The sequence below is a fragment of the Guggenheimella bovis genome (genome assembly GCF_054492335.1).
In genome coordinates this window covers 1,150,377-1,171,883 of sequence record NZ_JBQWTF010000001.1, presented here as the reverse complement: position 1 = coordinate 1,171,883, position 21,507 = coordinate 1,150,377, and the positions used below count along the sequence as shown (strand labels likewise).

The window sequence follows — 21,507 nt, the reverse complement described above, 5'->3', positions numbered from 1 at the left end:
TGTCACTTGAACATTATTGTCTTTGAGGGAACATATCCACTGAGGGCTTGCATATGTGGGAACATATCTACTACTTTACGATTCTCGACAATATATCGAAACCAAATACTACTCTTCTGGAGGAATTTAGTCTTCTTCATAGTTTGGTTAACTGATGTCAGAAAGCAGGACTTTTTGCAATTATTTAAGTGATCCTGCTCTTTTTAATCATCGTTAGATAAATACCATCCGTGCTCACGATGAATACTTGGTGCATGTGGAGTTTCATTGCCCCATGCTCTTTTGCTCATCTCTTTATCAAATCTTCCAAGTAAGTTCTGTAGGCTACAAGCCGCTTTAAAATCATCACCTGATGAACAATAGTCTAGTCTTACTTTTTCTCGTGCTGTATCAAGTTCTGCATCTGTTGCATTTTCAAACCATTTATCACTATAAAGATTTGCCTTTTCTATCTCATCTTTCAAATTATCAAATAATTCTTTTATGGCATCTTTATTCTTCGATCCAAGCACGATAGCAATAAGTGTAGGGATGCTTATTCCAATGAGAACAAGCTGCTTTTTATGTGCTTTCACCCAAGTCACAATTCCATTCTTATCATCAGAAATTTCTTCTGATTCCTCTTTATTCTGGATTTCCTTATTCATAAGATTTCGCTCCTTTCAGTTTCTATCCCTCTATAACAGTACTTGTAATTTTCGCGATGATATTGTGGTTTTCAACACAACAAACAACGCACCAGATTATTAACTCCATGTCTTACTTTTTAACAACTCAGCGATTTCCTGTGTTTCAGGTAAATTCTCTGTCTCCAGAACTTGCGTTAAATCAAATACCCTCGTTCCCATAGGAGCTCTTGGTGTGATTTTCTTGAAATCAGTCTCATAGAATTTTTCAACAAAGAAGTATCTGTGCTTACTACTTTTTATATCATATCCATGTTGAACACCATCAATAATTGCATCTGCAATTTTCTGTTTTCTTTCCTCGGTCAATTCGCCAAACTCTACTTCATATTGCATACCATTATCAGTATCTACAGCCGTGATACGAGCACTAATCTTGCCAACCGCACGTACGCTTTTATTTTTATACAAGCTCAAATAATCGTGTGCGCGAAAACCACGGTCGGCATTATCATAGTAAATATCCTGGCTTACATTAAAATCTAGTGTTGTTCCTGCCAATTGCATCCTCATAAATTTCCATGAATCTGAAACAGCAATGAGGCCATCGTTGTAACAGTAATTCAAATAATCATCCAAAACCTCCTGCATTTCATAATCCCTATCATCAATTACTTCCTGTATTGCATTTGCTATACCTTCAAATGTTGTGTCGATACGACAGGCTCAATGTCGTTGCTATTTTACCGTTTACGGAAACAAGTCCATAGCCTTTTTGTAATTGAGTCGTTTGTGGGAATATGTCTGTGGAATTGAAATTTATCTCTCTAAATCAATATCTATTTTGTACTCGTCATCAATAAGTATATAATTAACTTCGTGTGCGATGGCGTGTTCCAAGACTTGCCTATTATCTTCTATCACTGAATCCAAAGTACAACAATCATCATCAAAACGACTTTCGATTATACTTGCATAGCTTTTTATATCTGCAAAATTATTTCTAATATAATCCTCACTCATTACAAGACAATAATATTTGATACTATCAAGATACTCTTTTTCAAAATCTTTCGCCCAATCAAATGGAATATAACAGCCTTCCACAATCAAATTCTGCTTATTTTCTATTGCTGTCTTAATCATTTCACGAACAATCGCCCACAAATATGCTGTTAAATCTGAATCATCACTTGTTGGGGTAAGTTCCGTGTTGCCACTTCTTATTAAACCCATCTTCAAATGGTCTATTGAAAAATATGGATACTTATATTTTTCAAGCAGCTTCTGTGACAATGCTGTTTTTCCTGTATGTGAAGCTCCTGCTATCAAAATAATCATAATCTAACCTCCCTGCCCAGAAAAGAAGTAACCCATTCCATCGAGATTCCTTCAATTTTATAGTCATCTCGGACTATCTTGGATTATTTCTTTTTGTCTTTCTTAAGGCTTAATATAAACTTAAAATTTGATTCAATTCTCACCCTCATCGAAGCCAGCTTCTCGAAGTTAAGGAGAGGCTAGTCCTGCACCATGGGTCGCCACATCATCTTTAGTGGTTGAGCGATAACTCCGAATATGTAGTTGAAGAATAATTCCATCCCAAGTCTAATTATGACCACATTAAATATACTCCATTTTTTATATCTCACCCGGTAATTTCTTTAGTAACAGAAAAAATATCACCCTTATAGTCATCTTGTCAACTCACCATTATTTTGCCAACCATCTTATCAACTCACCAACTCAATAACCGTATTGAATGATGAATTTTCTAATTCACCAATCTTGGATAACTTCCCTCAAAGCACAAAACCGTGATTATCCTTCCGGCTTAGAACCAGACCTCAAATCACGGAAAGCCTTTATTTACTTATCTTATTACACGCTTACTTATCAACCCTTGACATCAATACTACCGTCTCAACGTGCTTCGTCCATGGAAACATATCTACTGGCTGTACCGCTTGAACGTGGTAGCTCTTTTTTAACTCCTCTACATCACTTGCAAGTGTCTCAGGGTTACACGATACATAGACAATGCGCTTCGGTTTCTTTTCTAGTAGCATCGACCTCGTTAGAGGATCTAGTCCACTTCTCGGTGGATCTAATACAACGACATCGACTGGTCCCTCGAAGTTTTCTAGGAATGCTCCCGTCTCCATCGCACTAAACTGTACGTTTTGAATCCCATTCTTCTTGGCATTATTGATGGCATCTCTTACAGCATCCTTGTTGTTCTCTACCCCATAGACGCACTTTGCTTTCTCTGCAAGCTTTAGTGTGATCGTGCCTATTCCCGAATACCCATCGATAACGATGTCATTTTTCGTAAGCCCAGCATACTTTAGCGCCGTATCGTATAGAACCTCTGTCATCGTACGATTCACCTGGAAGAAGGACTTCGAAGAAATTTGAAACTTAAGTCCCATGAGTTCTTCTTCAATCCACCCTTTTCCGTAGGCTACGATCTCTTTCGTTCCTAGAATCATGCTCGTATAGCGGTCATTGACGTTAAAGACGATCGATGTAATTTCAGGGTGCTTCTTGGTCATCGCTTTTACAAAGTTATTCTTTCCAGGAATCATAGGATCTGTCACAACGATCACTAAGAGTACCTGATTCGTCTTTTCTGCTACTCGTATGAGGACTCTTCTTAGAAATCCTACGCCTGTGTTCTCGTCATACACCTTCCACTTAAAGGACCTCTGCATGTCTTTTAGCGTCTCTATGATGCGCTGAGCCGTCTCATTTTCTATGAGACACGTATCGGTCTCAACAATGCGATGCGTGTCTTCCATGTATCTACCGACGAGCGTCTTTCCTCGTTCAAAGCCAAAGGCTTGATGAACCTTATTTCTGTAAAAGAAGGGTTCCTTCATCCCAATGATAGGCTCAACTTTAACGTCTGGAAAGAGCTGTTGTACGGCTCTTTCTTTATCTAAAAGCTGATACTTATAGTCGTTGTGTTTAAAAAAGCATCCGCCACACTTCGTGAAAACTTTACATTGCATAGGCACCTCACTTAATGTAAGTATAGCAAAATGGGGTAAAAGATGTTTAAAATAAGGAGGAGATTTCTATGATTATCACAACAGGACCAAATGTTGACGGCTATGAAGTGAGCCAATACTTAGATATCGTCTTTGGCGAAGTCATTACCGGAGTAAACTTTCTAAAAGACCTTGGAGCTAGTTTTAGAAATATCTTTGGTGGACGTTCAGAAGGTTATGAATCGGAACTCCTAGAAGCTCGCACCCAAGCCCTTGAAGAGATGAAGGCAAGAGCCCAAAAGCTTGGAGCCGATGCCGTTATCGCAGTAGATATCGACTATGAGGTACTCGGAGTCGATGGATCGATGCTCATGGCAACAGCGAGTGGTACAGCCGTAAAGCTCGTAAGAAAATAGCCTACGGGCTTTTTCTTTTTTTGCTATAATGACTTTAGGAGGTGCTATGAAATCGATCATCTATGACTTAGACGGAACACTCTGGGATGCATCTAAGCCCATAAGCTTCGCTTGGAGCCAAGTGTTGAGTCGCTATGGACTGAGAACTGTAAGTGATGCGGATGTAAGAAGTGTCTGTGGACTCCCCATGGATCGCATTCTCGATCAATTTGGCCTAGGTTCACACAATCATCTTCTACCAGAGCTCTGCCAAAGAGAAGAAGAGCATCTCTTGGAGGAATTTGGTACTCCCTATGAGGGCGTTCGTGAGACACTCGAAGTACTTCAAAAGAAGAAGGTGCCCGTCTGCATCGTAAGTAACTGCCAAGATGGTTACATCCAGACCTTTTTAAAGACCTTGAAGCTAGAAGATTACTTCTTAGACTTTGAGTCCTTTGGAGCCACGGGGCTTTCAAAGGGTGAGAATATAAAAAAGGTCATCTTTAGAAATGACCTTAAAGAACCTATCTATATTGGTGACACAAGAGGTGATGAGATTGCTGCCCGTGAAGCGGGAATTCCCTTCTACCAGGCAGCTTGGGGCTTCGGTTCCCCCATCTCCCCAGACGTCATCTTAAAAAACTTTAGCGACATACTAAACTATCTCTAGACAGGATCTCCTGTCTTTTTTTCTTTGGGAGGAAAAAAGTGTGTGAATAGTGGCACGAGTGTCGCTGCCACAAACCCTCCACTAAAGCCGTTATTGTATAGGTTGACTCCTCCGTGTAAGTCTTTGATGTTTACAACCATTCCAGCGTGTGAGAAGCCTGCGAAAAAGCCTGCAAAAACGCCAAATTCTCCGCTTATGGGAGCAAGCGTCACGGCAAAAAGACCCGTTAAGATGATTCCCGTATCACTCGGTGAGTAGATATTTAGGTGCGTTGCAACGAGCACACCTAAGAGCACGGGAACCGTATTTTTCACGTGTGCACCAAAGCTTCCAAAGCCGAGCATTCCTAAGATGGCTCCCACGGTAGGACCATTTAATACGCCTCCATTGAGCTCTGCGTAGAGATAGCCAATCAGTCCCAGTAGTCCCATGTTCAAAAGGACCGATCCCATGTCGTAGGTCAGAACGAAGTCGGAAGAAATTCTTCCGCTCTCTTTTAAGATCTTGAGAAAATCCCCTCTCTCGTGAAAGACAAATCCGAACACAGCAAGGAACAAGGAAACCGCAAGGATATAGTACTGGGAATACAAATCGTTTCCCGTATAGAGAACCTGAGCCGTTTCAATCTCAAGATTAAACATGCGCATGATACCTACGGTAAGCATCCCTAAAAGGCCTGCAGAAAATCCCACGTTATAGATGTTGTAGCCTTGATGCACAATGAGCGTCTTAGCACTTAGAGGAACGATGGTAAAGCCAATGAGAATACCTACGAGGTAGCTTGCAGGAATTGAGACCCAAAGCGAAAAGGAATACCCGAAGGCGATCATCGAGATGAGTGGTCCTAAACACGATGCAAAGAGAGCAATGTGAAGTACATTTCTAAATTCCACGCCCTTATATCTGCTATAAAGATACGTTCCAAAGGTAATCGGAATGGAGTTAAAGAGATTCTTTCCGAAGAAGCCAAAGCCCGCCATCATAAAGGCAGCACTCAGCATGACACCTGTAAGTCTTCCCTTTACTCTCTGGGTGAGACGAAGCGTCAAGAGCATGATGAGGCCACTATTTAAAAACGCCGCCCCCATTCCAGCTAACTTCATGTAGTCGGTAAAAAGCTGTGAGGGTGAGGTCAGAATCTCATAGAAGCCTATGACCAAGTTTTTTGGTGAATCCAAAAAGAGCCCTGAGACGATGAGTGACAGGGCCACGAGATAAAAAAGTGTGTAGTTTGCCGTACGAAGAGCTTGCTTAGATTCCAAAGACCCTCCTAATCCCTCTCATAGAAGGTAATGATATTCATAAAGGGATCTCTTAAGGAAAAGTCGTGCTTACCAAAGTGCATCCCTTCTTCTCTTACATAGATCGCCCGCTCCATGGTCTGAAGGAGCTTACTGTAGAGCTCTTCAACGTTCTCTACGCCAATGAGTAACTCTTGTGGGCTCGACTCCTTCTTTACGAGTACGATCATGACTTCATCTTGTCTAATAATGACCTTCTCTGGGTCCTTTTGAAGGATGAGAAATCCTAAGGATTCATAGAAACGAATGGCTTCTTCAAGGTCTGTAACAGGAAAGAAGGGAATGGCCATGGTCATTTTATTCATTTCATTTTCCTTTCGCAAGCGATGCAATCTTTAGGCACAAGTTATCGTAATCGATACCGACTGCCTTGGCTTCTTGAGGTAGTAGGCTTGTAGGTGTCATTCCTGGAAGCGTATTCGCTTCTAAGCACCAGAACTCTCCCTCCTCATCGTAGATAAAGTCGACTCTAGAATACCCTCCGAGGTTTAAGATCTGATGCACCTTGAGGGCGATCTCACCGACTCTTCTCTCTGCTTCTTCTGGAATGGGTGCTGGGGTAACTTCCTTTGCAACGCCCTTTTGATACTTGTTCTTATAGTCGTAAAAACCACCATGAGGTAGGATTTCGATCGATGGAAGGGCCACTCCATCTAGAATGCCCACTTGAATTTCTCGTCCCTTGATGTAGGGCTCGATCATGACCTCACCGTACTTTTTCGCGCTTTGAAGGGCCTTTTCAAGTTCTTCTTCACTGTGGACGATCGAAACACCAATACTCGAACCACAGTCGACAGGTTTTACGACAAGTGGAAGCTCGTAATGATCAAAGCTAAAGGTCTCGGGAGTCTTTATGTTTGCTCTTCTTAAAAAGATCTTCGCAAGTTCTTTATTCATAGCGATTAAGCTCGCTTCAAAACCAGAACCCGTATAAGGAATGCCATAAATATCTAAAAGTGCTTGAATGGCACCGTTTTCTCCAATATCACCATGAAGTGCTAAAAAGACAATGTCCGCGCTCTTACAGACCTCAAGGACGCCGTCTGCGATCTTTGCATCGCCTAACTGATAGCGCTCTCGAAGCATGTCGAGATCGGGCTCTACTTCAGGAACCGTATAGGAATACGTCTTTCCTGAGTTCTTATCGAAGTAAAGACTATCTACACCCTCTTTTGGGATCTCTACGCGCTCCAAAAGATCGAGGAGTACGACGCGATTTCCCGTTCGCATAAGGGCGTTTGCTATTAAAGAGCCACTTGCTAAAGAGACGTCTCGTTCTGGACTGAGTCCTCCTGCTAAGACTACGATATTCATTTCTGCTCCTTTTTCTTTAGATAGAAGTAGATCTCTTCAACTGCAAGTGAAATCTTTACGGCACTTTCACCTGGTTCTAAGTAGCAGAAGTAGGTCTCTTCGTTCGTACTAATGTCGACACAATCCTTATGTCGATCCATGTAATTGAGTTCAATGTGCGTGCTGTAGAGGTCACGCGAGGTTCTTTTTGCAAAGTAGTCTTCTCCTGCATGGTGACCTGTGACGCTTAGTTCTTCAAGGTTATGTTTTAATACCCCTTTTCCTAGCTTTACAAAGCCTTTGGAATTCGGGAGTGCGTCGACTTCGACCTCGACATTTACATCGTAGGTACCATTTTCTATCTCTTTACGCACTTCTTCTCGCTCCCACTTGTACCAGTCGGGAACGTAGGGAAATTCCGTATATCCATCGAGCGCTTCTAATACGCCCTTCTCGTCCATCTCCCACACCTTACCACACGACTCACAGAAGACCTCGTGGTTCTTTGAATTCATGGTTTCACTCTTACAGTGGGGACACTTATAGAGAATGCGATGAAGACCCTCTGCTCTCTTAGGATCTTTTATGAGTAGCGGAGTCTCTCTTCTGTAGGCCCACTCGTCGTACTCCATCTCCTTTAAGATTCTTTCAAAGATCTCTTCATAAGAAAGCTTCTTAATCTCTTCTTCTGTTAGAATCGTCTTCATCTCAGCCGTCGTAGGAACAGCATGCTTCTTCCCTTGAGCCCACATGGGTTCTTGTACGTAGTGGCCGTGCATCATGAGCGTCACGACCGGTACCTTAAAGAGCTTAACGAGCTTTCCTAACGACTCTGGCATGGTCGATGTCGTTCCATCGATCGAATAGCGTGCCTCTGGATAGAGGACGACAATCTGCTTCTTCTTTATTAAAGAGTGCATCTGTCGAATGAGCTGAATATCGGTCGTAAACTTCCTCTTTGCAATACAGCCTACGTTTCGCATGAGAAATTCTCTACCAGAAAAGGCATCGAGTGCCACGACATAGTTAGCACGCTTCGGAAAGAGTGCCATGGTCATCACGTTGAAGTCTAAATTGGAACTGTGGTTACAAAGTAGAATATACGGAGGCTTAACGCCCTGTAAGTCCTTCGTGATCTTTACTTTATGTTTTATGAGCTTAGGAGCACTTAAGATCCAGGTGACAGGACGAAGAAGATGACTTTGTGGCTTAATCTCTTTTACAAAGTCATAAGATTCGAAGTCTTTTACCGGCGTATCCTTTAGCTCCTCGTTGTACCGGATCATTACGTTACTTACTAATTTCATTCCAAACCTCTAATGGGATAAGATTCTTGGCTTTGTCCATCCCTTTTTATTATACAGCCAAAAGCCGTAGAGAATGATGAGAAGATTCGATGTGGTCATAGAGATCCAGATGCCTGTGGATCCTAAATTACTAAAGTGCTTAAAGAGTAGAATCATAGGAAGTCTCAGTGCCCACAGTCTTCCCACTTCCATGTACATGGAGTAGTGCGTATAGCCTGACCCCTGAAAGAGGCCTTGAAAGATACTGAACATGCCCATGAGTGGGATGATGGGAATCGAGTAGAACATGTAAATCCTGCAGAGATCGAGTGCATTCTGTCCGGCCTTGGGATCTAAGAAGAGCTTGATCACAGGATCGTAGTAGAAGATTAAAAAGAGTGACCCGAGTCCCGTGATGATAAAGCTCATCACATTGGCCTTTTTAAAGGCTTCAATGACACGCTCTAAGCTTCCTGCCCCGAGGTTCTGTCCTACGACCGAAGTAAGCGCTCCGCCAATGCCCATCGCTGGCATAAAGAAAATGCCCGTAATGCGGTTAATGAGTGCAAAGGCAAAGATCGTATCGGTACCGTAACTACCAATGGCACTGTGGAGAATGATAAAGCCGATGGCTGCTCCTCCTTGCCCGAGCATCGCGGGAAAAGCGACAGAAAGGATCTCTTTGATGTAGTCAAAGACAAACTTAATTTTTGTTAGCTCCAAGCGAATGGCAGAATATCTTTTTACGAGTAGGAATCCTAAGACTAAAAGAAAAGCCTTACTCACAATGCTTGCAGCCGCTGCTCCATCGATACCTAACCCTAAGCCCTGTAAGCCAAAGATCGGAATGGTATCGAAGATGAAAAAGGGTGCAACCACGACGTTTACGAGTAAGCTCAGACCATTCGCTACCATCATCTCGATCGTACGTCCCTGAGCATTTAAAATGGCCTGATAAGAAAAATAGACGGCCATAAAGGGAAAGCTTAAAAAGCTCACCTGTAAAAAGCTTATCGCTAAGTGTTCAAAGTCACTCTGAGCACCCATGAGGCGAACGACGGTAGGTGTTAAAAAGTATCCGATCGCAGTAAAGACGATCCCTATAAAGACCGTAATGACGACGACGTGTTCTGCGTACTTCTCAGCAAGTTCTTCTTCTCCCTTACCGAGTAACTGTGCGAGGATCGAAGCTCCTGCGACGTAGATTCCAAAGCCTATTGCTATAAATAAAAAAAGAACAGGCCAAACAAAGCTCGAAGCACTGATCTCTTCTTTTCCTAAAAACCCTAACCAGTACGTATTCGAAAGATCCGACAACGTCTGCATGAGGTTTGAAAGAATGAGAGGTGTCGATAAAGAAAGCAGGACCTTATAGAGCGGTCCATGCTGAATGAGATCATTTTTATTTTTATATTTCATGTATCACCTATGAAAGAAAAAACAACGTGTCAGCGTTGTTTTTCTTCGTTTGTAAATTTTAAGTCAAAGATTTCTAGGATGACCGGGAAGTCATCTGGATCAAAGGGAATTCCAAAGTTCTCACACTCTTTTCGGAAGTAGTTCTCTTGTACCTTTTTCCAAAGCACAAAAGAATTTTGACCGATCATGTGGGAATAGCTCTCATCGAGCTCGTGGAACTTAATGACCTTTACTTCTCTATTTTCTATAATGCATACGGGCTCGTCATCACTGTCTAAGATCATGAAGACATCGCCCTCTTTAGGCATCTCTTCTTTGTAAAAGATGTAAGACTGATAGCTCGAGATGGACATCTGCTTCTTTCTTTCGACGACCATTTCTGCGAGTCTATCTGTCAATCCCCAGTAGCCAAAGGCTAGAAACGTTCGGTCTCGGTACGACGGATTCTCCTGTATAAAATTGTTCCAAAAATCATCTTTGGTCATGATCCAATCCTTTCGAAACGAGATCGTAATAATGGCCTTCCTTTGCCATGAGCTGATCGTGATTACCAGTCTCTATAATCTCACCCTTTTTAAGGACGAGAATTTGATCCGCATTTCGAATCGTAGAGAGTCGGTGGGCGATAATAATCGTCGTATGGGCATGCGACACTCGATCGATGGCCTTTTGAATTAAACCTTCTGTAATCGAGTCAATATTGGCTGTCGCTTCATCTAAGATAAAGAGCTTGGGAGAATGCGCAAGTGCTCTTGCAAAACTTAAAAGCTGTCTTTCTCCAGCAGAAAAAGAAGATCCACGTTCACTAACTTTACCTTCTAAACCACCATGAACTTTATTAATCACAATATCAGAGTAACTGTCTTCGATCGCTTCGTCAATTCTTTTTTGAGTAATCGGGTCATTTAATGTGATATTTTCTCGAATCGTACCACTAAAGAGGAAGACATCTTGCAAGACGACGGCGAGAATTTTTCTGAGATAAGACTTCTTTAGTTTATAGATATCTACGCCATCCAAGAGAATCTGTCCCTTTTGAATGGTGTAGAAACCACTCAGTAAACTGATGATGGTCGTCTTTCCGCTTCCCGTTTCACCGACAATGGCAAGCGTTTCCTTGGGTGAAATCTTAAAGCTTATTCCTCTTAATACCCACTCTTCGTCGTATTTGAACCATACGTCCTTGAACTCGACGTTTCCTTTAAAGTCCTCGAGCTCAATTCCTTCGTCTAAGTCTTCTATAACAGAGCTTTCGTCTAAAATTTCAAAGATACGTTCACCACTCACGGAAGCACTTTCGATATCTGTAAGAATTTCACTAATCTGCGCTACCGGCTGGAAGAACTGACGAATGTAGGTACTAAAGGCGATGATGGTACCAATTTCGATTCCATGAAGGCCGATCTTTGTCGAACTGTAGTAGATGAGTAGACCTATAGCAACGCTCTCAAAGACGTTTGCACTAGGACGCATCAAGGAGTTTAGAAGGACGTTCATGAAGCCTGCTTTATAGTACCCGAGGTTTAGTTCATCGAAAGCTTCCTTGCGTTCTTTTCCTGCTTGGAAGGTCTGAATGAGCTTCATTCCGCTGATATTTTCTGCAATGTTACCGTTGAGTTTCGACTGAAAGGACTTTAAGCGTGCCCAGTTCTTATGAATGAGATTCTTAAGGTAGATGACCGTAATGATCATGACGGGAATGACGGTAAAGCTTACGAGCGCTAAGCGCCAGTTCATGACGAACATGGCACCCACGATGCCGATTAGAAGGACACTCGACTGAATGAGGTCGATGACGTAGCTTGAAAAGAAGTCTGAAAGTGCTTCGACGTCGTTTGTAGCTCGCGTAATTAAGCGGCCCGAGGATGTCTTATCGAGGTAACTCAGAGGTAAAAGCTGAATCGTCTCAAAGAGCTCCATGCGGATCTTTTTAAGAATCGTCTGAGCCACTCGGCTCATGATATTAACCTGCACAAAGAGAAGCACGTTACCGATTCCCATCAAAACAAAGTAGCCGATCGCGATGGCTAGAATCGAGATACCATGAACGACACTCTTATGAGGTACGAGGTACTGGTCAGTCACAAGCTTAAGTACATAGGGCTGTAAAAGCGTCGTGGCGTTAATGAAAACGACGAGAAGGAGTGAAAGACCGACAAAAAACTTATGGTCTTTCATGTAACCTAGGAGCCTAAGAATGGCTCGCTTCGTTTTGGACTTCGTAGATTTCACGGTACAACCCTCCTTTCGTAAGGAGTTCATCATGTGTGCCGTGCTCGATGAGCTCACCTTGATCAAAGACAAAAATTTGATCGCTGTCTTTCATGGCACTGATGCGGTGAGAAATGATCACCGTCGTCGACTGATTTCTATATTTCTCTAAGTTTTTTAGAATCTTACGCTCGGTATCGGTATCGACAGCACTTAATGCATCATCTAGGATTAAGAGCTTTGGTCTACGGATGAGTGCACGCGCGATGGAAATGCGCTGCTTTTGACCACCACTTAAGTTCACTCCGCGCTCCCCTAAAAAGGTATCGAGACCTTCTTCAAGTTCCATGACGGAATCATAGATTTCAGCATCCTTAAGTGCCTGAACGACCTCTTCTTCTGTGAACTTATCCTGAAAGAAGGTGACGTTATCTGTGACAGAAGCCTGAAAGAGGAAGTTATCCTGAGGAACAATACTAATATTTTTACGAAGGACATCGAGTGTATAGTCGTTGATGTCTTCTCCACCGATGTAGAGCGTTCCATTCGGTACGTTGTAAAGCTTTAAAAGGAGGTTTACGAGTGTCGTCTTTCCAGAACCCGTAGAACCAATGATTCCTATCGTCTGGCCATTTTTTACTTCAAAGCTCACGTTCTTTAGTGACTCCACTTTAGCCCCTGGATAGCGGAAGGAGAGATTCTTTGCTTTAAAAGAACCGTCCTTCATCTCGCTTGCAAGGCCTGTTCCATCGACAGTTTCTATCGGATGATCCATGAGCTTATTCAATCTGTCCATGCTCGCCATACCGCGCTGTAAGAAGTTAATGATTCGTGAGATCGATGTGATCGGCATGAGCATGAGTGCGAGGTAGCCATTGTAGGCGACAAATTGACCGATCGTTATCGTTCCTGAAAGCACCTTCTCGGTCGCTAGAACGAGAAAGATCGAAAAGCTTAAGGCAAAACCAATCTGTACCGTAGGCGTCATGAGAGAAGACACGTGAACCATCTTGAGGTTCGACTGTCTCATCTCTTCACTCAGTTCATCAAAGCGCTCCACTTCCTTTTCTTCTTGGACGTAGGCCTTAATGACTCGAATACCTGAGATGTTTTCATTGACGCGGTCAGAGATTCTACCGAAGTTCTCTTGAACCTTTCGAAAGCGCTCGCGAATAAAGCTTCCATAGCGTCCCATGAGAAGGAGAACGATGGGCATTGGAAGCATCGAATAAAAGGTGAGCGCCGGATCGAGGTTTGTAACCATCTGATAGAGGGCAATCCCTAAGGTCACAAGACCATTTAGAGAAAGCGCAAAGACAGGTCCAGCACTCATTCGAACGGCGTTGACGTCATTGATCGCATAGCTAATGAGGTCGCCCGTCTTATTCTTCGTATAAAAGCTCTGAGAGAGCTTTTGGAAGTGCAAAAAGAGTGTCTCACGGAGCTCGCGGTCTAGCTTTCTCGCGTTACCGATGAGAAAGTGTCGTCCAAAGAAGCTTCCAATGAAGCTAATAAAGCTCACCCCAACGATCCAGTAGATGGCTGTTAAGAGATCATCATTCGAAAACTCTGGATTTCTAATGGTATCGATGGCTTGACCTAAAAACTTCGGATACTGCATGCGAGCAAAGGTCGCTACAAGCATCAAAAGTACGCCTAAGATGTATTCATAACGATGTTTTTTAATGTAGTCTTTTAAAAACTGAAGGGCCATAATCTCACTTTCTGTAGAAAAGGTAACTGGTCATGGAAATGGAACCTAAATCGTAGCCTTTATTTATGACTTCAATCTGATCGATTAAGTTCGATGCACCGAGTGCAATGAGGAGTGGAATAAAGTGCTCTTTTGTTGGAACAGCTGGCGTAAAGCCATGGTTTAAAATGGCTTGATGATCGTTGTGAACGACCTTTTCTTCGATAAAGTCGTCAAATTCCTTCGAAAAAGGGAGTGGATCATAGCCTCTATCAGGATCCATTCTTCTTAAGTTATGGACGACATTTCCACTCGCTACGATGAGGACTCCCTCATCACGTAAAAACTGGAGGGCTTTACCGAGTTTATATTGTTCTTCATAGCTCTTTGTAGCATCGATACTGAGCATCGTCACAGGAACATTTTGATTCGGGTAGAGGTGCCTTAAAACGGCCCACATTCCGTGGTCGATGCCCCAGTGGTTGTCACTTTCGATGTTGAGCTCGGTCTTTACTTTAGCTGCGAGTCCTGGAGAACCCATGGGGCGATAAATCATCTCATAGAGTTCTTTCGGAAAGCCCGCAAAATCATAGATCTGTTCTGGCTCGCTTTCGTCGTTTACATATAAGCCCCTCGTCATCCAGTGAGCACTGATACCGAGGATAGCCTTCGGCTTTGGAAGCTTCTTTGAAAGCTCCACCCAACCGTCTTTATAAGGATTATCTTCTAACGTTATCATTGGGGAACCGTGCCCTACAAAGAGCACAGGCATTACTTTGTCATCCATTCCATTACCTCTTCTACGGATCCCTTTAAGAGACCCTCTGCTCGATCTTCTCTTCCCCCACCACGGCCAAGGAAGGCCTCATTAAGTCCCTTTTGAAGGGGACGAACATCTTCTACATCACTCGAAATGAAGTAGTGCACACCACCCTCTGTAGGGGTCAGAATGGTGATGGTCTTTTGTAAATTTGAACGAAGGTTTCTTGCTAGATCTTGAAGAGCTTTATTACTTAAGTCGAGACAGAGTACATTCTCTGTTCCTTTGGAAAGCTCTCTTACGAGCATTCGCTCAAGGTCTGCACTTCGTTCCTTTTGCTTTAAAAGCTGATCATTTAACTTCTCGACGTGATCTCGAACTTCTAAGATGGGAGAACTGAGTAGTGCTCCGGAGTTCTGTAATTCCTTAAGAATTCCGTCGTAGTACTTTGTGGCTCGTCTTCCAAAGACGGCCGTCAAACGCGTTCCACCCTTGTAATTCTCTCTCGTAAGGATCTTCATGAAGCCGATTTCACCCGTCGTTCGAAGGTGCGTACCACAGCAAGCACAGATGTCGACGTCATTAATCGTAATGATTCGAATGGGCATCGCGAGTTCTTTTTTCGAGCGAAAATCGAGTGTCTCTAGCTCTTTTTCTGTGGGATAGCTTTCTAAAATCGGAACGTCTCTCCAGAGGATTCGGTTCACCTTATCTTCAAGCTCTCTTAAGTCTTCATCACTTAAAACGCCATCGTAATCGATGCGCGTCACATCTTCTCCGATCGAAAAGCCTACGTTTTCAAAGCCAAAGTGCTTGTGCACGAGGCCACTGATGATGTGCTCCCCGGAGTGTTGCTGCATCATGTCGTAGCGAAAATCCCAGTCGATCGACGCGTGAACGGGACCTAACGGAAGTTCCGATTCTACGAGATGGAAGACGACGCCATCTCTTTCCGTGACATCGAGGACATTACTTCCACCGATCACTCCTCGGTCAGGAAGCTGACCACCGCCTAGCGGAAAGAAAAAGCTTCGATCTAAGACGACTTCAAAGCCTCCCTTCGCCTTGGTGCAAGCGATCACTTCAGCATCAAATTCGGTCGTATAGGGTTGAGCGTGGAAAAGTTTCTCTGTCATGCGTTGCCTCCGTAAGATTATACCATGTAATATTAGTATACACTATAAAAACCCCCATCAAAGGATGGGGGTTTGCCAATTTATGCTCCTTGGGAGCTCTCTTTGGCGATAATTTCTTTTGTCTTCATGAGTCTCGTGATGGTCGCACGTTCGTTCTCATCGAGCTTCATTCGAATGTAAGAGATCGTCTCTTCGAGGTCTGGAATCGTACGATATTCGAGCGCATTGACTCTTCTTCTCGTCTTTTCAATCTCATCTGCCATAAGCTGGCAAGCCTTTTCAAGGCCAGCAAGCTCTAAGAGATCCTCCATGACTCCCTCGAGCTTTACGATGGCATCGTCAAGTTCTGCTGAGGTCTGAGCGTAGCCGTAGGGAAAAATCGTCCCTCCCTCGCGGCGAAACGTCATCACGGGGATGTTTACACTCATGACATTCTTCTTTTCGATGTCTACCGTCACTTCTCGACTTGAACTCGTTAGAGCGAGGTTTAACATCTCTGGTGTCATGACGGCACTTGTTAAAAGAAAGTCTGTAAAGGAGTCTTTAAGCTTTCCTTCGACCTCGGTTCGAAGTCTCTTATTCTCTCGAATCTTTTCTATGAAGCGACGCATGAGCTCATCTTGCTTATCTTTTAAAAGTTTGTGTCCGCGCTTTGCAGTTTTTAGTCGAGTCTTTAAGTTACTCAGTTGCATGCGCGTTGGATTCACATTGAGCTTAGCCATATTACTCCCCTTTCGGGAGGTATTTTTCTAGGTACTCATCACGAATTCGCTTGAGTTCTGACCTTGGAATGATCTGTAAAAGCTTCCAACCGAGGTTTAAGGTTTCTTCAATCGTACGTCCTTGATCGAAGCCTTGGTTGACGTATTCCTTGTCAAATTCCTCCGCAAACTTTGAGAACGCGAGATCGGCTTCACTGAGTGCACTGTCACCTAGGATGATAGCGAGTTCTCTCGCTTGAATACCGGCTGTATAAGCGGCATAAATCTGGTTCATGGTGTCGGCGTGATCTTCACGCGTCTTACCTTTTCCGATTCCCTTGTCTTTTAGACGAGAGAGCGAGGGAACGATGTTAATAGGTGGCATGATTCCGCTCTTATAGAGCTCACGGCTTAGGATGATCTGACCCTCTGTGATATAACCTGTGAGGTCAGGAATGGGGTGTGTGATGTCATCTTCAGGCATCGTAAGAATTGGAATTTGCGTGATCGATCCATTGAGTCCACGCACACGTCCTGCACGCTCATAGAGGCTTGCAAGGTCCGTATAGAGGTAACCAGGATAACCTCTACGCCCAGGAACTTCTTTTCTCGCAGCACTGATCTCACGGAGGGCTTCTGCGTAGTTTGTCATGTCGGTTAGAATGACGAGTACGTGCATGCCCTTTTCGTATGCGAGGTATTCTGCCGCTGTTAGAGCCATACGTGGCGTTGCAATACGTTCGATCGGCGGGTCGTTCGCTAGGTTCATAAAGAGCACAGCACGGTCAATGGCACCGGTCTTTGTGAAGTCATCGATGAAGAACTGTGCTTCTTCGAAGGTGATTCCCATGGCTCCAAAGACGACGGCAAAGTTCTCTCCTGTACCTAAAACTTTCGCCTGTCTTGCAATCTGTGCAGCTACGTCGTTATGCGGTAGACCAGAAGCTGAGAATATGGGTAGCTTTTGTCCACGTACGAGTGTATTCAGCCCATCGATCGTACTGATTCCCGTTTGAATGAATTCACTCGGGTAGTCACGGCTCGCTGGGTTCATGGGGTTTCCATTGATATTTAGCTTCTTTTCGGCGATGAGCTTCGGTCCTCCGTCAATGGGATTACCCGTACCGTCAAAGACACGTCCGATCATATCTTCACTGACGCCGAGCTCGAGTGGATGACCTAAAAAGCGTACGGTGGACTTCGGAAGGTTAATGCCACTAGAGCCTTCAAAGAGCTGAATCATGGCTTTATCGCCATTGATCTCTAGTACTCTTCCACGGCGCTTTTGTCCGTCCTGAAGTGTCACCTCTACGAGTTCTTCGTATTTGACGCCTTCTACGCCGTCGACCATCATAAGAGGACCTACGACTTCGCGAATCGATTGGTATTCTTTAAGCATGGAGTCCTCCTTGAAGTGTTTTCATTTCGCTCTTGATCGTTCGTTCAATGTCATCGAAGGTCTCGAGTGCATCTTCTTTTATCATCTTCGAACGAGCAATGCGATCTCTTACGGGTAGCGCTAAGATCTCACGTAAGTAGGTTCCGTTTTGAAGCGCTTCGAGTGCCTCATCGTAGAAACCTAAGATGAGCTTTAGCATGCGATTTTGTTTATCGAGTGAACAGAAGGTATCGATCTCATGGAAGGCATTTTGCTGTAAGAAGTCTTCACGCAAGCTCTTTGCGATCTCGACCTTGAGCTGATCGCCTTCACTCAAGGAATCTCTACCGACTAAGCGAATGATTTCTTGAAGCGATGCTTCTTCTTGAAGAAGACTCATCGCACGAACTCTTCTCTTAGAAAAGTCAGGGTCTACAGCTTCATCGAAGAAGCGGTCCATCTTCATTTGATACAAACTATAACTGTTGAGCCAGTTGATGGCTGGGAAGTGTCTCGCATAACTTAGTGCGTAATCGAGTCCCCAGAAGACCTTTACGATACGAAGGGTTGACTGGCTAACAGGCTCAGAAATGTCTCCACCTGGAGGTGATACGGCACCGATGACCGTAAGTGCTCCTTCTCTTTCGTCCGAGCCTTTCGTGATGACACGACCTGCGCGTTCGTAGAATTCAGCGACACGCGATGCGAGGTATGCGGGATATCCTTCATCTCCTGGCATCTCCTCTAAGCGTCCACTCATCTCACGAAGGGCTTCTGCCCAGCGCGAGGTACTGTCTGCCATGAGAGCTACACTATAGCCCATGTCTCTAAAGTACTCGCCCATCGTAATACCTGTATAGATAGACGCTTCACGCGCTGCTACTGGCATGTTTGAAGTGTTTGCTACAAGCACCGTTCGTTTCATGAGCGATTCACCCGTCTTAGGGTCAATGAGCTCGGGAAATTCCATGAGAACGTCTGTCATCTCATTACCGCGCTCACCACAACCTACATAGACGACGAGTTCTGCGTCAGCCCACTTGGCAAGTTGGTGCTGAACGACTGTTTTTCCTGATCCGAAAGGACCTGGAATCGCTGCCGTTCCGCCTTTTGCGACGGGGAAAAAGGTATCGATGACGCGCTGACCTGTAATGAGCGGTCTCGTAGGATCGAGCTTTTTCTTATAAGGACGACCCTTACGAACGGGCCACACCTGCATGAGCTGACAAGGGACTTCACCCTTCTCTGTTTCAACAACAGCGACCGTATCGGTTACGGTAAAAGAGCCCGATTCAATCGACTTTAAGGTTCCCTTTACACCGGGAGGAACCATGATCTTATGAAGGAATACGGGATTTTCCTGAACAGTTCCTAGAATATCTCCCTCTTCGACTTCTCTTCCAACTTCCATCGTGGGTGTAAAGTCCCACTTCTTTTCACGGTTTAGGCTCTTGATCTCCGTTCCTTTTAACAGGAAGTTTCCTTCCACCTGTCTTAGGACATCGAGCGGTCGTTGAATCCCGTCAAACATCTGTTCAATGAGACCAGGCCCTAATTCGATCGAAAGCGGATGACCTGTCGTATAGACGGGCTCTCCCGGACCGATGCCTGTCGTCTCTTCATATACTTGGATGGAGGCGCGGTCGTCACGCATCTCGATGATCTCACCGATGAGCTTTTGTTCACTGACGAGCACGACGTCATAGACGTTGGCCTCTTCCATTCCGCTCGCAACGACGAGCGGACCTGATACTTTAATAATTGTTCCTGTCTTCAAGCTTCCCTCCATCTACAGAATGTTTGAACCAATGGCTTTTTCCACAAAGCGATCGATGCGTGCTTGACCGATACCAAGAGTCCCTTGGTTATCAGGAATCAAGATGATCGCTGGCGTCATCGATTCATCGTAGCGGTTTATTGTCTCTTGAACTTCAGTGGCGAAGCGTTCTGTAATAAATATGACACCGTAGTTCTCTTTGGCCAACGAATCGATCGTCTTTCTCGTCTCTTCTCGGTCTTCCGGACTAAAGACATCGATACCGAGCGCTTTAAAGACCATGACGCTGTCCTTATCTCCTATGACTGCTAATCTATTCATCGATCCCCCTCAAGCGTTCGCGGATCGCTTCTTTACTGACACCGTTGGCCTTACCGACGAGAATCATTCGAAGGTTTTTCACTTCATTCTCTTTTTCTAAGAGATAGCTAAAGAGAACCTCGGGTCCGAAGGTTATGCGCCTAGCTTCTCGAAAAGCATCGAGCACGTGGTTTTCATAGACCTTCTCAAGGCCACTAATGCGTCCGTCTTCTTTCATAAGTGAAAAGCCCTTTTGAAGCGTAGCATCCAGTGAGGATCCCTTCCACTTCTCAAGTAGAACTTCATTCGGTTCGTAGTACAAAGATTCAAACTCATCAGGGGAAACAGTGCCTCCCTCAATCAGTACGGATTCTAAGAATTCGATGTCTCGGTCTTGCTTTTTAAGGCGAAGTAGCGTCTTAAGGTTTGTAAAATCAATCTCCTCTTTCACATAGCGCGTAAAGACATCGCTATCGAGCTTTTTCGTAAGTTCTAGAAGCTCTTTAAAGTAGGCCTGATCGACGATGAGATCGATCATCGTGGCATCCTTTGTCTCTTCAAATTTCTTTACGACTTCTTCGTAGAAAGGAGGAAACTCTTTTCTACGCACCGTTTCATCGAGCTCTAAGAGTGTTTCTCTCTCCTTTAGTAGTTCACTCGAACCGTAGTCGATGTAGAGCGAACGCAGGTTTTCTTTTAAAAGAAGCTCTTTAAGAAAGACCTTGTAGTTATGATAGTCATAGCGAAGCTCTAAAAGGCGAATGAGATCCTTATCAGGACTGATCCAAAGGGCTTCTTTGTACATCTCTTGAAGCATGAGGCCAAAAGCCTTTTCAAAGTGGTTCAAGGAATCCAAGCGTAGAAAGTACTTCTGATAAGAGCTTTCATCTAGGATTCTTACGGCATCTTCAAGGGATTCACTTTCAATGAGCCTATCGTAAAAGGAATTCTTTAAGAGATTCTTTTCTAACACTCTCGTATGGGTTGAGGCTTGAATAAAATCTTCTCTTTTCATTACGCCTCCCCAAAGAGCTTCTGAACGATTTCTCCCTCCATGTCATCCATCACTTCTTCTACAAGCTTCTGAAAGCTAAAGTTCATGGTCACTGCGCCCTTACGAAGGTAGAAACCATCCTCCATGTCTTCAAAGGTAGCTTCGCTAAAGCTCTCCTTTAGAGCACTTCTCTTTAAAGGTAAAACGAGCGTGCTTCCCTCTCTCTCATTTGGAGGAACGATTTTTTCTAGAAAGCTCTTAAACGAATGATCGTCCATGGCTTTGAGCTTTTCTTTTACAGTTTCTTTCATCTCTACGAGAATATCTTGTTTGGTCTTAAGAACGACATCTCTCGCTTCAATTTTCGAAGCATTTCTTGCACGTTCTCTCACCTGCTCTGCACGTTCCTTCGCTTCACGAAGAATCTCATCCGTCTCTTCTTTCGTTCGTTTTGCTTCTTTTTCTAAGAGACCATCAAGCTCTTCCTTCGCCCTCGTTTGAAGTGCTTCGACCTCGGAATGTGCATCGGAGAGAATCTTCTTTTGAATGTTCTCTAAGTTTGACATAGGAACTC

General features: G+C 44.1%; 22 protein-coding genes. 2 read left to right on the top strand and 20 right to left on the bottom strand.

The genetic code is table 11. The features are described from left to right. Positions 1-203 precede the first annotated feature (203 nt). The 4 genes from ACUB3H_RS05820 to rlmD form a co-directional block, all read right to left on the bottom strand. Complete coding sequence (locus ACUB3H_RS05820) at positions 204-647, bottom strand: hypothetical protein (protein ID WP_459129722.1); 444 nt, start codon at positions 645-647, stop codon at positions 204-206. Positions 648-746: 99 nt separating this feature from the next. After that, positions 747-1,265: a hypothetical protein gene (locus ACUB3H_RS05815; protein WP_459129721.1), complete on the bottom strand. Its 519-nt coding sequence runs from the start codon at positions 1,263-1,265 to the stop codon at positions 747-749. 180 nt (positions 1,266-1,445) lie between these two features. After that, on the bottom strand, positions 1,446-1,967 hold the full coding sequence (locus tag ACUB3H_RS05810) for a zeta toxin family protein (RefSeq protein ID WP_153864014.1): 522 nt from the start codon (positions 1,965-1,967) through the stop codon (positions 1,446-1,448). Between the two features lie 548 nt (positions 1,968-2,515). After that, positions 2,516-3,640, bottom strand: a complete 1,125-nt coding sequence (gene rlmD, locus ACUB3H_RS05805; protein WP_459129720.1) for a 23S rRNA (uracil(1939)-C(5))-methyltransferase RlmD — start codon at positions 3,638-3,640, stop codon at positions 2,516-2,518. A gap of 68 nt (positions 3,641-3,708) precedes the next feature. Between rlmD and ACUB3H_RS05800 the strand changes: the two genes are divergently transcribed. Continuing rightward, positions 3,709-4,035: a heavy metal-binding domain-containing protein gene (locus tag ACUB3H_RS05800; protein ID WP_459129719.1), complete on the top strand. Its 327-nt coding sequence runs from the start codon at positions 3,709-3,711 to the stop codon at positions 4,033-4,035. A 46-nt stretch (positions 4,036-4,081) separates the two neighbouring features. Then, positions 4,082-4,684, top strand: a complete 603-nt coding sequence (locus ACUB3H_RS05795) for an HAD family hydrolase (RefSeq protein WP_459129718.1) — start codon at positions 4,082-4,084, stop codon at positions 4,682-4,684. Here ACUB3H_RS05795 and ACUB3H_RS05790 read toward each other — a convergent pair. The 16 genes from ACUB3H_RS05790 to ACUB3H_RS05715 all read right to left on the bottom strand — a co-directional run bounded on the left by ACUB3H_RS05790 (position 4,681) and on the right by ACUB3H_RS05715 (position 21,499). Continuing rightward, the gene (locus ACUB3H_RS05790) at positions 4,681-5,946 is read right to left on the bottom strand and encodes a DUF1576 domain-containing protein (RefSeq protein WP_459129717.1); all 1,266 of its coding nucleotides are present in this window, start codon (positions 5,944-5,946) and stop codon (positions 4,681-4,683) included. The genes ACUB3H_RS05795 and ACUB3H_RS05790 overlap by 4 nt on opposite strands. A gap of 8 nt (positions 5,947-5,954) precedes the next feature. Then, positions 5,955-6,290: a VOC family protein gene (locus ACUB3H_RS05785; protein ID WP_459129716.1), complete on the bottom strand. Its 336-nt coding sequence runs from the start codon at positions 6,288-6,290 to the stop codon at positions 5,955-5,957. 1 nt (position 6,291) lies between these two features. After that, on the bottom strand, positions 6,292-7,299 hold the full coding sequence (locus tag ACUB3H_RS05780) for a D-alanine--D-alanine ligase family protein (RefSeq protein WP_459129715.1): 1,008 nt from the start codon (positions 7,297-7,299) through the stop codon (positions 6,292-6,294). Next, the gene (locus ACUB3H_RS05775) at positions 7,296-8,585 is read right to left on the bottom strand and encodes a 1-acyl-sn-glycerol-3-phosphate acyltransferase (protein WP_459129714.1); all 1,290 of its coding nucleotides are present in this window, start codon (positions 8,583-8,585) and stop codon (positions 7,296-7,298) included. The genes ACUB3H_RS05780 and ACUB3H_RS05775 overlap by 4 nt, the downstream gene beginning before the upstream one ends. 9 nt (positions 8,586-8,594) lie before the next feature. After that, complete coding sequence (locus ACUB3H_RS05770; RefSeq protein ID WP_459129713.1) at positions 8,595-9,983, bottom strand: MATE family efflux transporter; 1,389 nt, start codon at positions 9,981-9,983, stop codon at positions 8,595-8,597. Between the two features lie 29 nt (positions 9,984-10,012). Beyond that, positions 10,013-10,468, bottom strand: a complete 456-nt coding sequence (locus ACUB3H_RS05765) for an ASCH domain-containing protein (RefSeq protein ID WP_459129712.1) — start codon at positions 10,466-10,468, stop codon at positions 10,013-10,015. Continuing rightward, a complete protein-coding gene (locus ACUB3H_RS05760) occupies positions 10,455-12,215 on the bottom strand; it encodes an ABC transporter ATP-binding protein (RefSeq protein ID WP_459129711.1) in 1,761 nt (586 codons plus the stop codon). The genes ACUB3H_RS05765 and ACUB3H_RS05760 overlap by 14 nt, the downstream gene beginning before the upstream one ends. Next, positions 12,175-13,908 (bottom strand): ABC transporter ATP-binding protein, encoded by a 1,734-nt coding sequence (locus tag ACUB3H_RS05755; RefSeq protein ID WP_459129710.1) that lies wholly within the window; start codon positions 13,906-13,908, stop codon positions 12,175-12,177. The genes ACUB3H_RS05760 and ACUB3H_RS05755 overlap by 41 nt, the downstream gene beginning before the upstream one ends. A 4-nt stretch (positions 13,909-13,912) precedes the next feature. Continuing rightward, complete coding sequence (ygiD, locus tag ACUB3H_RS05750; protein WP_459129709.1) at positions 13,913-14,674, bottom strand: 4,5-DOPA-extradiol-dioxygenase; 762 nt, start codon at positions 14,672-14,674, stop codon at positions 13,913-13,915. Further along, on the bottom strand, positions 14,659-15,783 hold the full coding sequence (locus tag ACUB3H_RS05745) for an alanyl-tRNA editing protein (protein ID WP_459129708.1): 1,125 nt from the start codon (positions 15,781-15,783) through the stop codon (positions 14,659-14,661). The genes ygiD and ACUB3H_RS05745 overlap by 16 nt, the downstream gene beginning before the upstream one ends. An 80-nt stretch (positions 15,784-15,863) precedes the next feature. Beyond that, the gene (locus tag ACUB3H_RS05740) at positions 15,864-16,505 is read right to left on the bottom strand and encodes a V-type ATP synthase subunit D (protein WP_459129707.1); all 642 of its coding nucleotides are present in this window, start codon (positions 16,503-16,505) and stop codon (positions 15,864-15,866) included. 1 nt (position 16,506) lies between these two features. Beyond that, entirely contained in the window at positions 16,507-17,883 is a 1,377-nt protein-coding gene (locus ACUB3H_RS05735) for a V-type ATP synthase subunit B (RefSeq protein WP_459129706.1), read from the bottom strand. Then, complete coding sequence (locus ACUB3H_RS05730; protein WP_459129705.1) at positions 17,876-19,639, bottom strand: V-type ATP synthase subunit A; 1,764 nt, start codon at positions 19,637-19,639, stop codon at positions 17,876-17,878. Before ACUB3H_RS05730 ends, ACUB3H_RS05735 begins: the two co-directional genes overlap by 8 nt. Positions 19,640-19,651: 12 nt before the next feature. Continuing rightward, positions 19,652-19,960: a V-type ATP synthase subunit F gene (locus ACUB3H_RS05725; RefSeq protein ID WP_459129704.1), complete on the bottom strand. Its 309-nt coding sequence runs from the start codon at positions 19,958-19,960 to the stop codon at positions 19,652-19,654. Next, positions 19,953-20,954 (bottom strand): V-type ATP synthase subunit C, encoded by a 1,002-nt coding sequence (locus ACUB3H_RS05720; RefSeq protein WP_459129703.1) that lies wholly within the window; start codon positions 20,952-20,954, stop codon positions 19,953-19,955. The genes ACUB3H_RS05725 and ACUB3H_RS05720 overlap by 8 nt, the downstream gene beginning before the upstream one ends. Further along, positions 20,954-21,499, bottom strand: a complete 546-nt coding sequence (locus ACUB3H_RS05715) for a V-type ATP synthase subunit E (protein WP_459129702.1) — start codon at positions 21,497-21,499, stop codon at positions 20,954-20,956. The genes ACUB3H_RS05720 and ACUB3H_RS05715 overlap by 1 nt, the downstream gene beginning before the upstream one ends. Positions 21,500-21,507 lie beyond the last annotated feature (8 nt).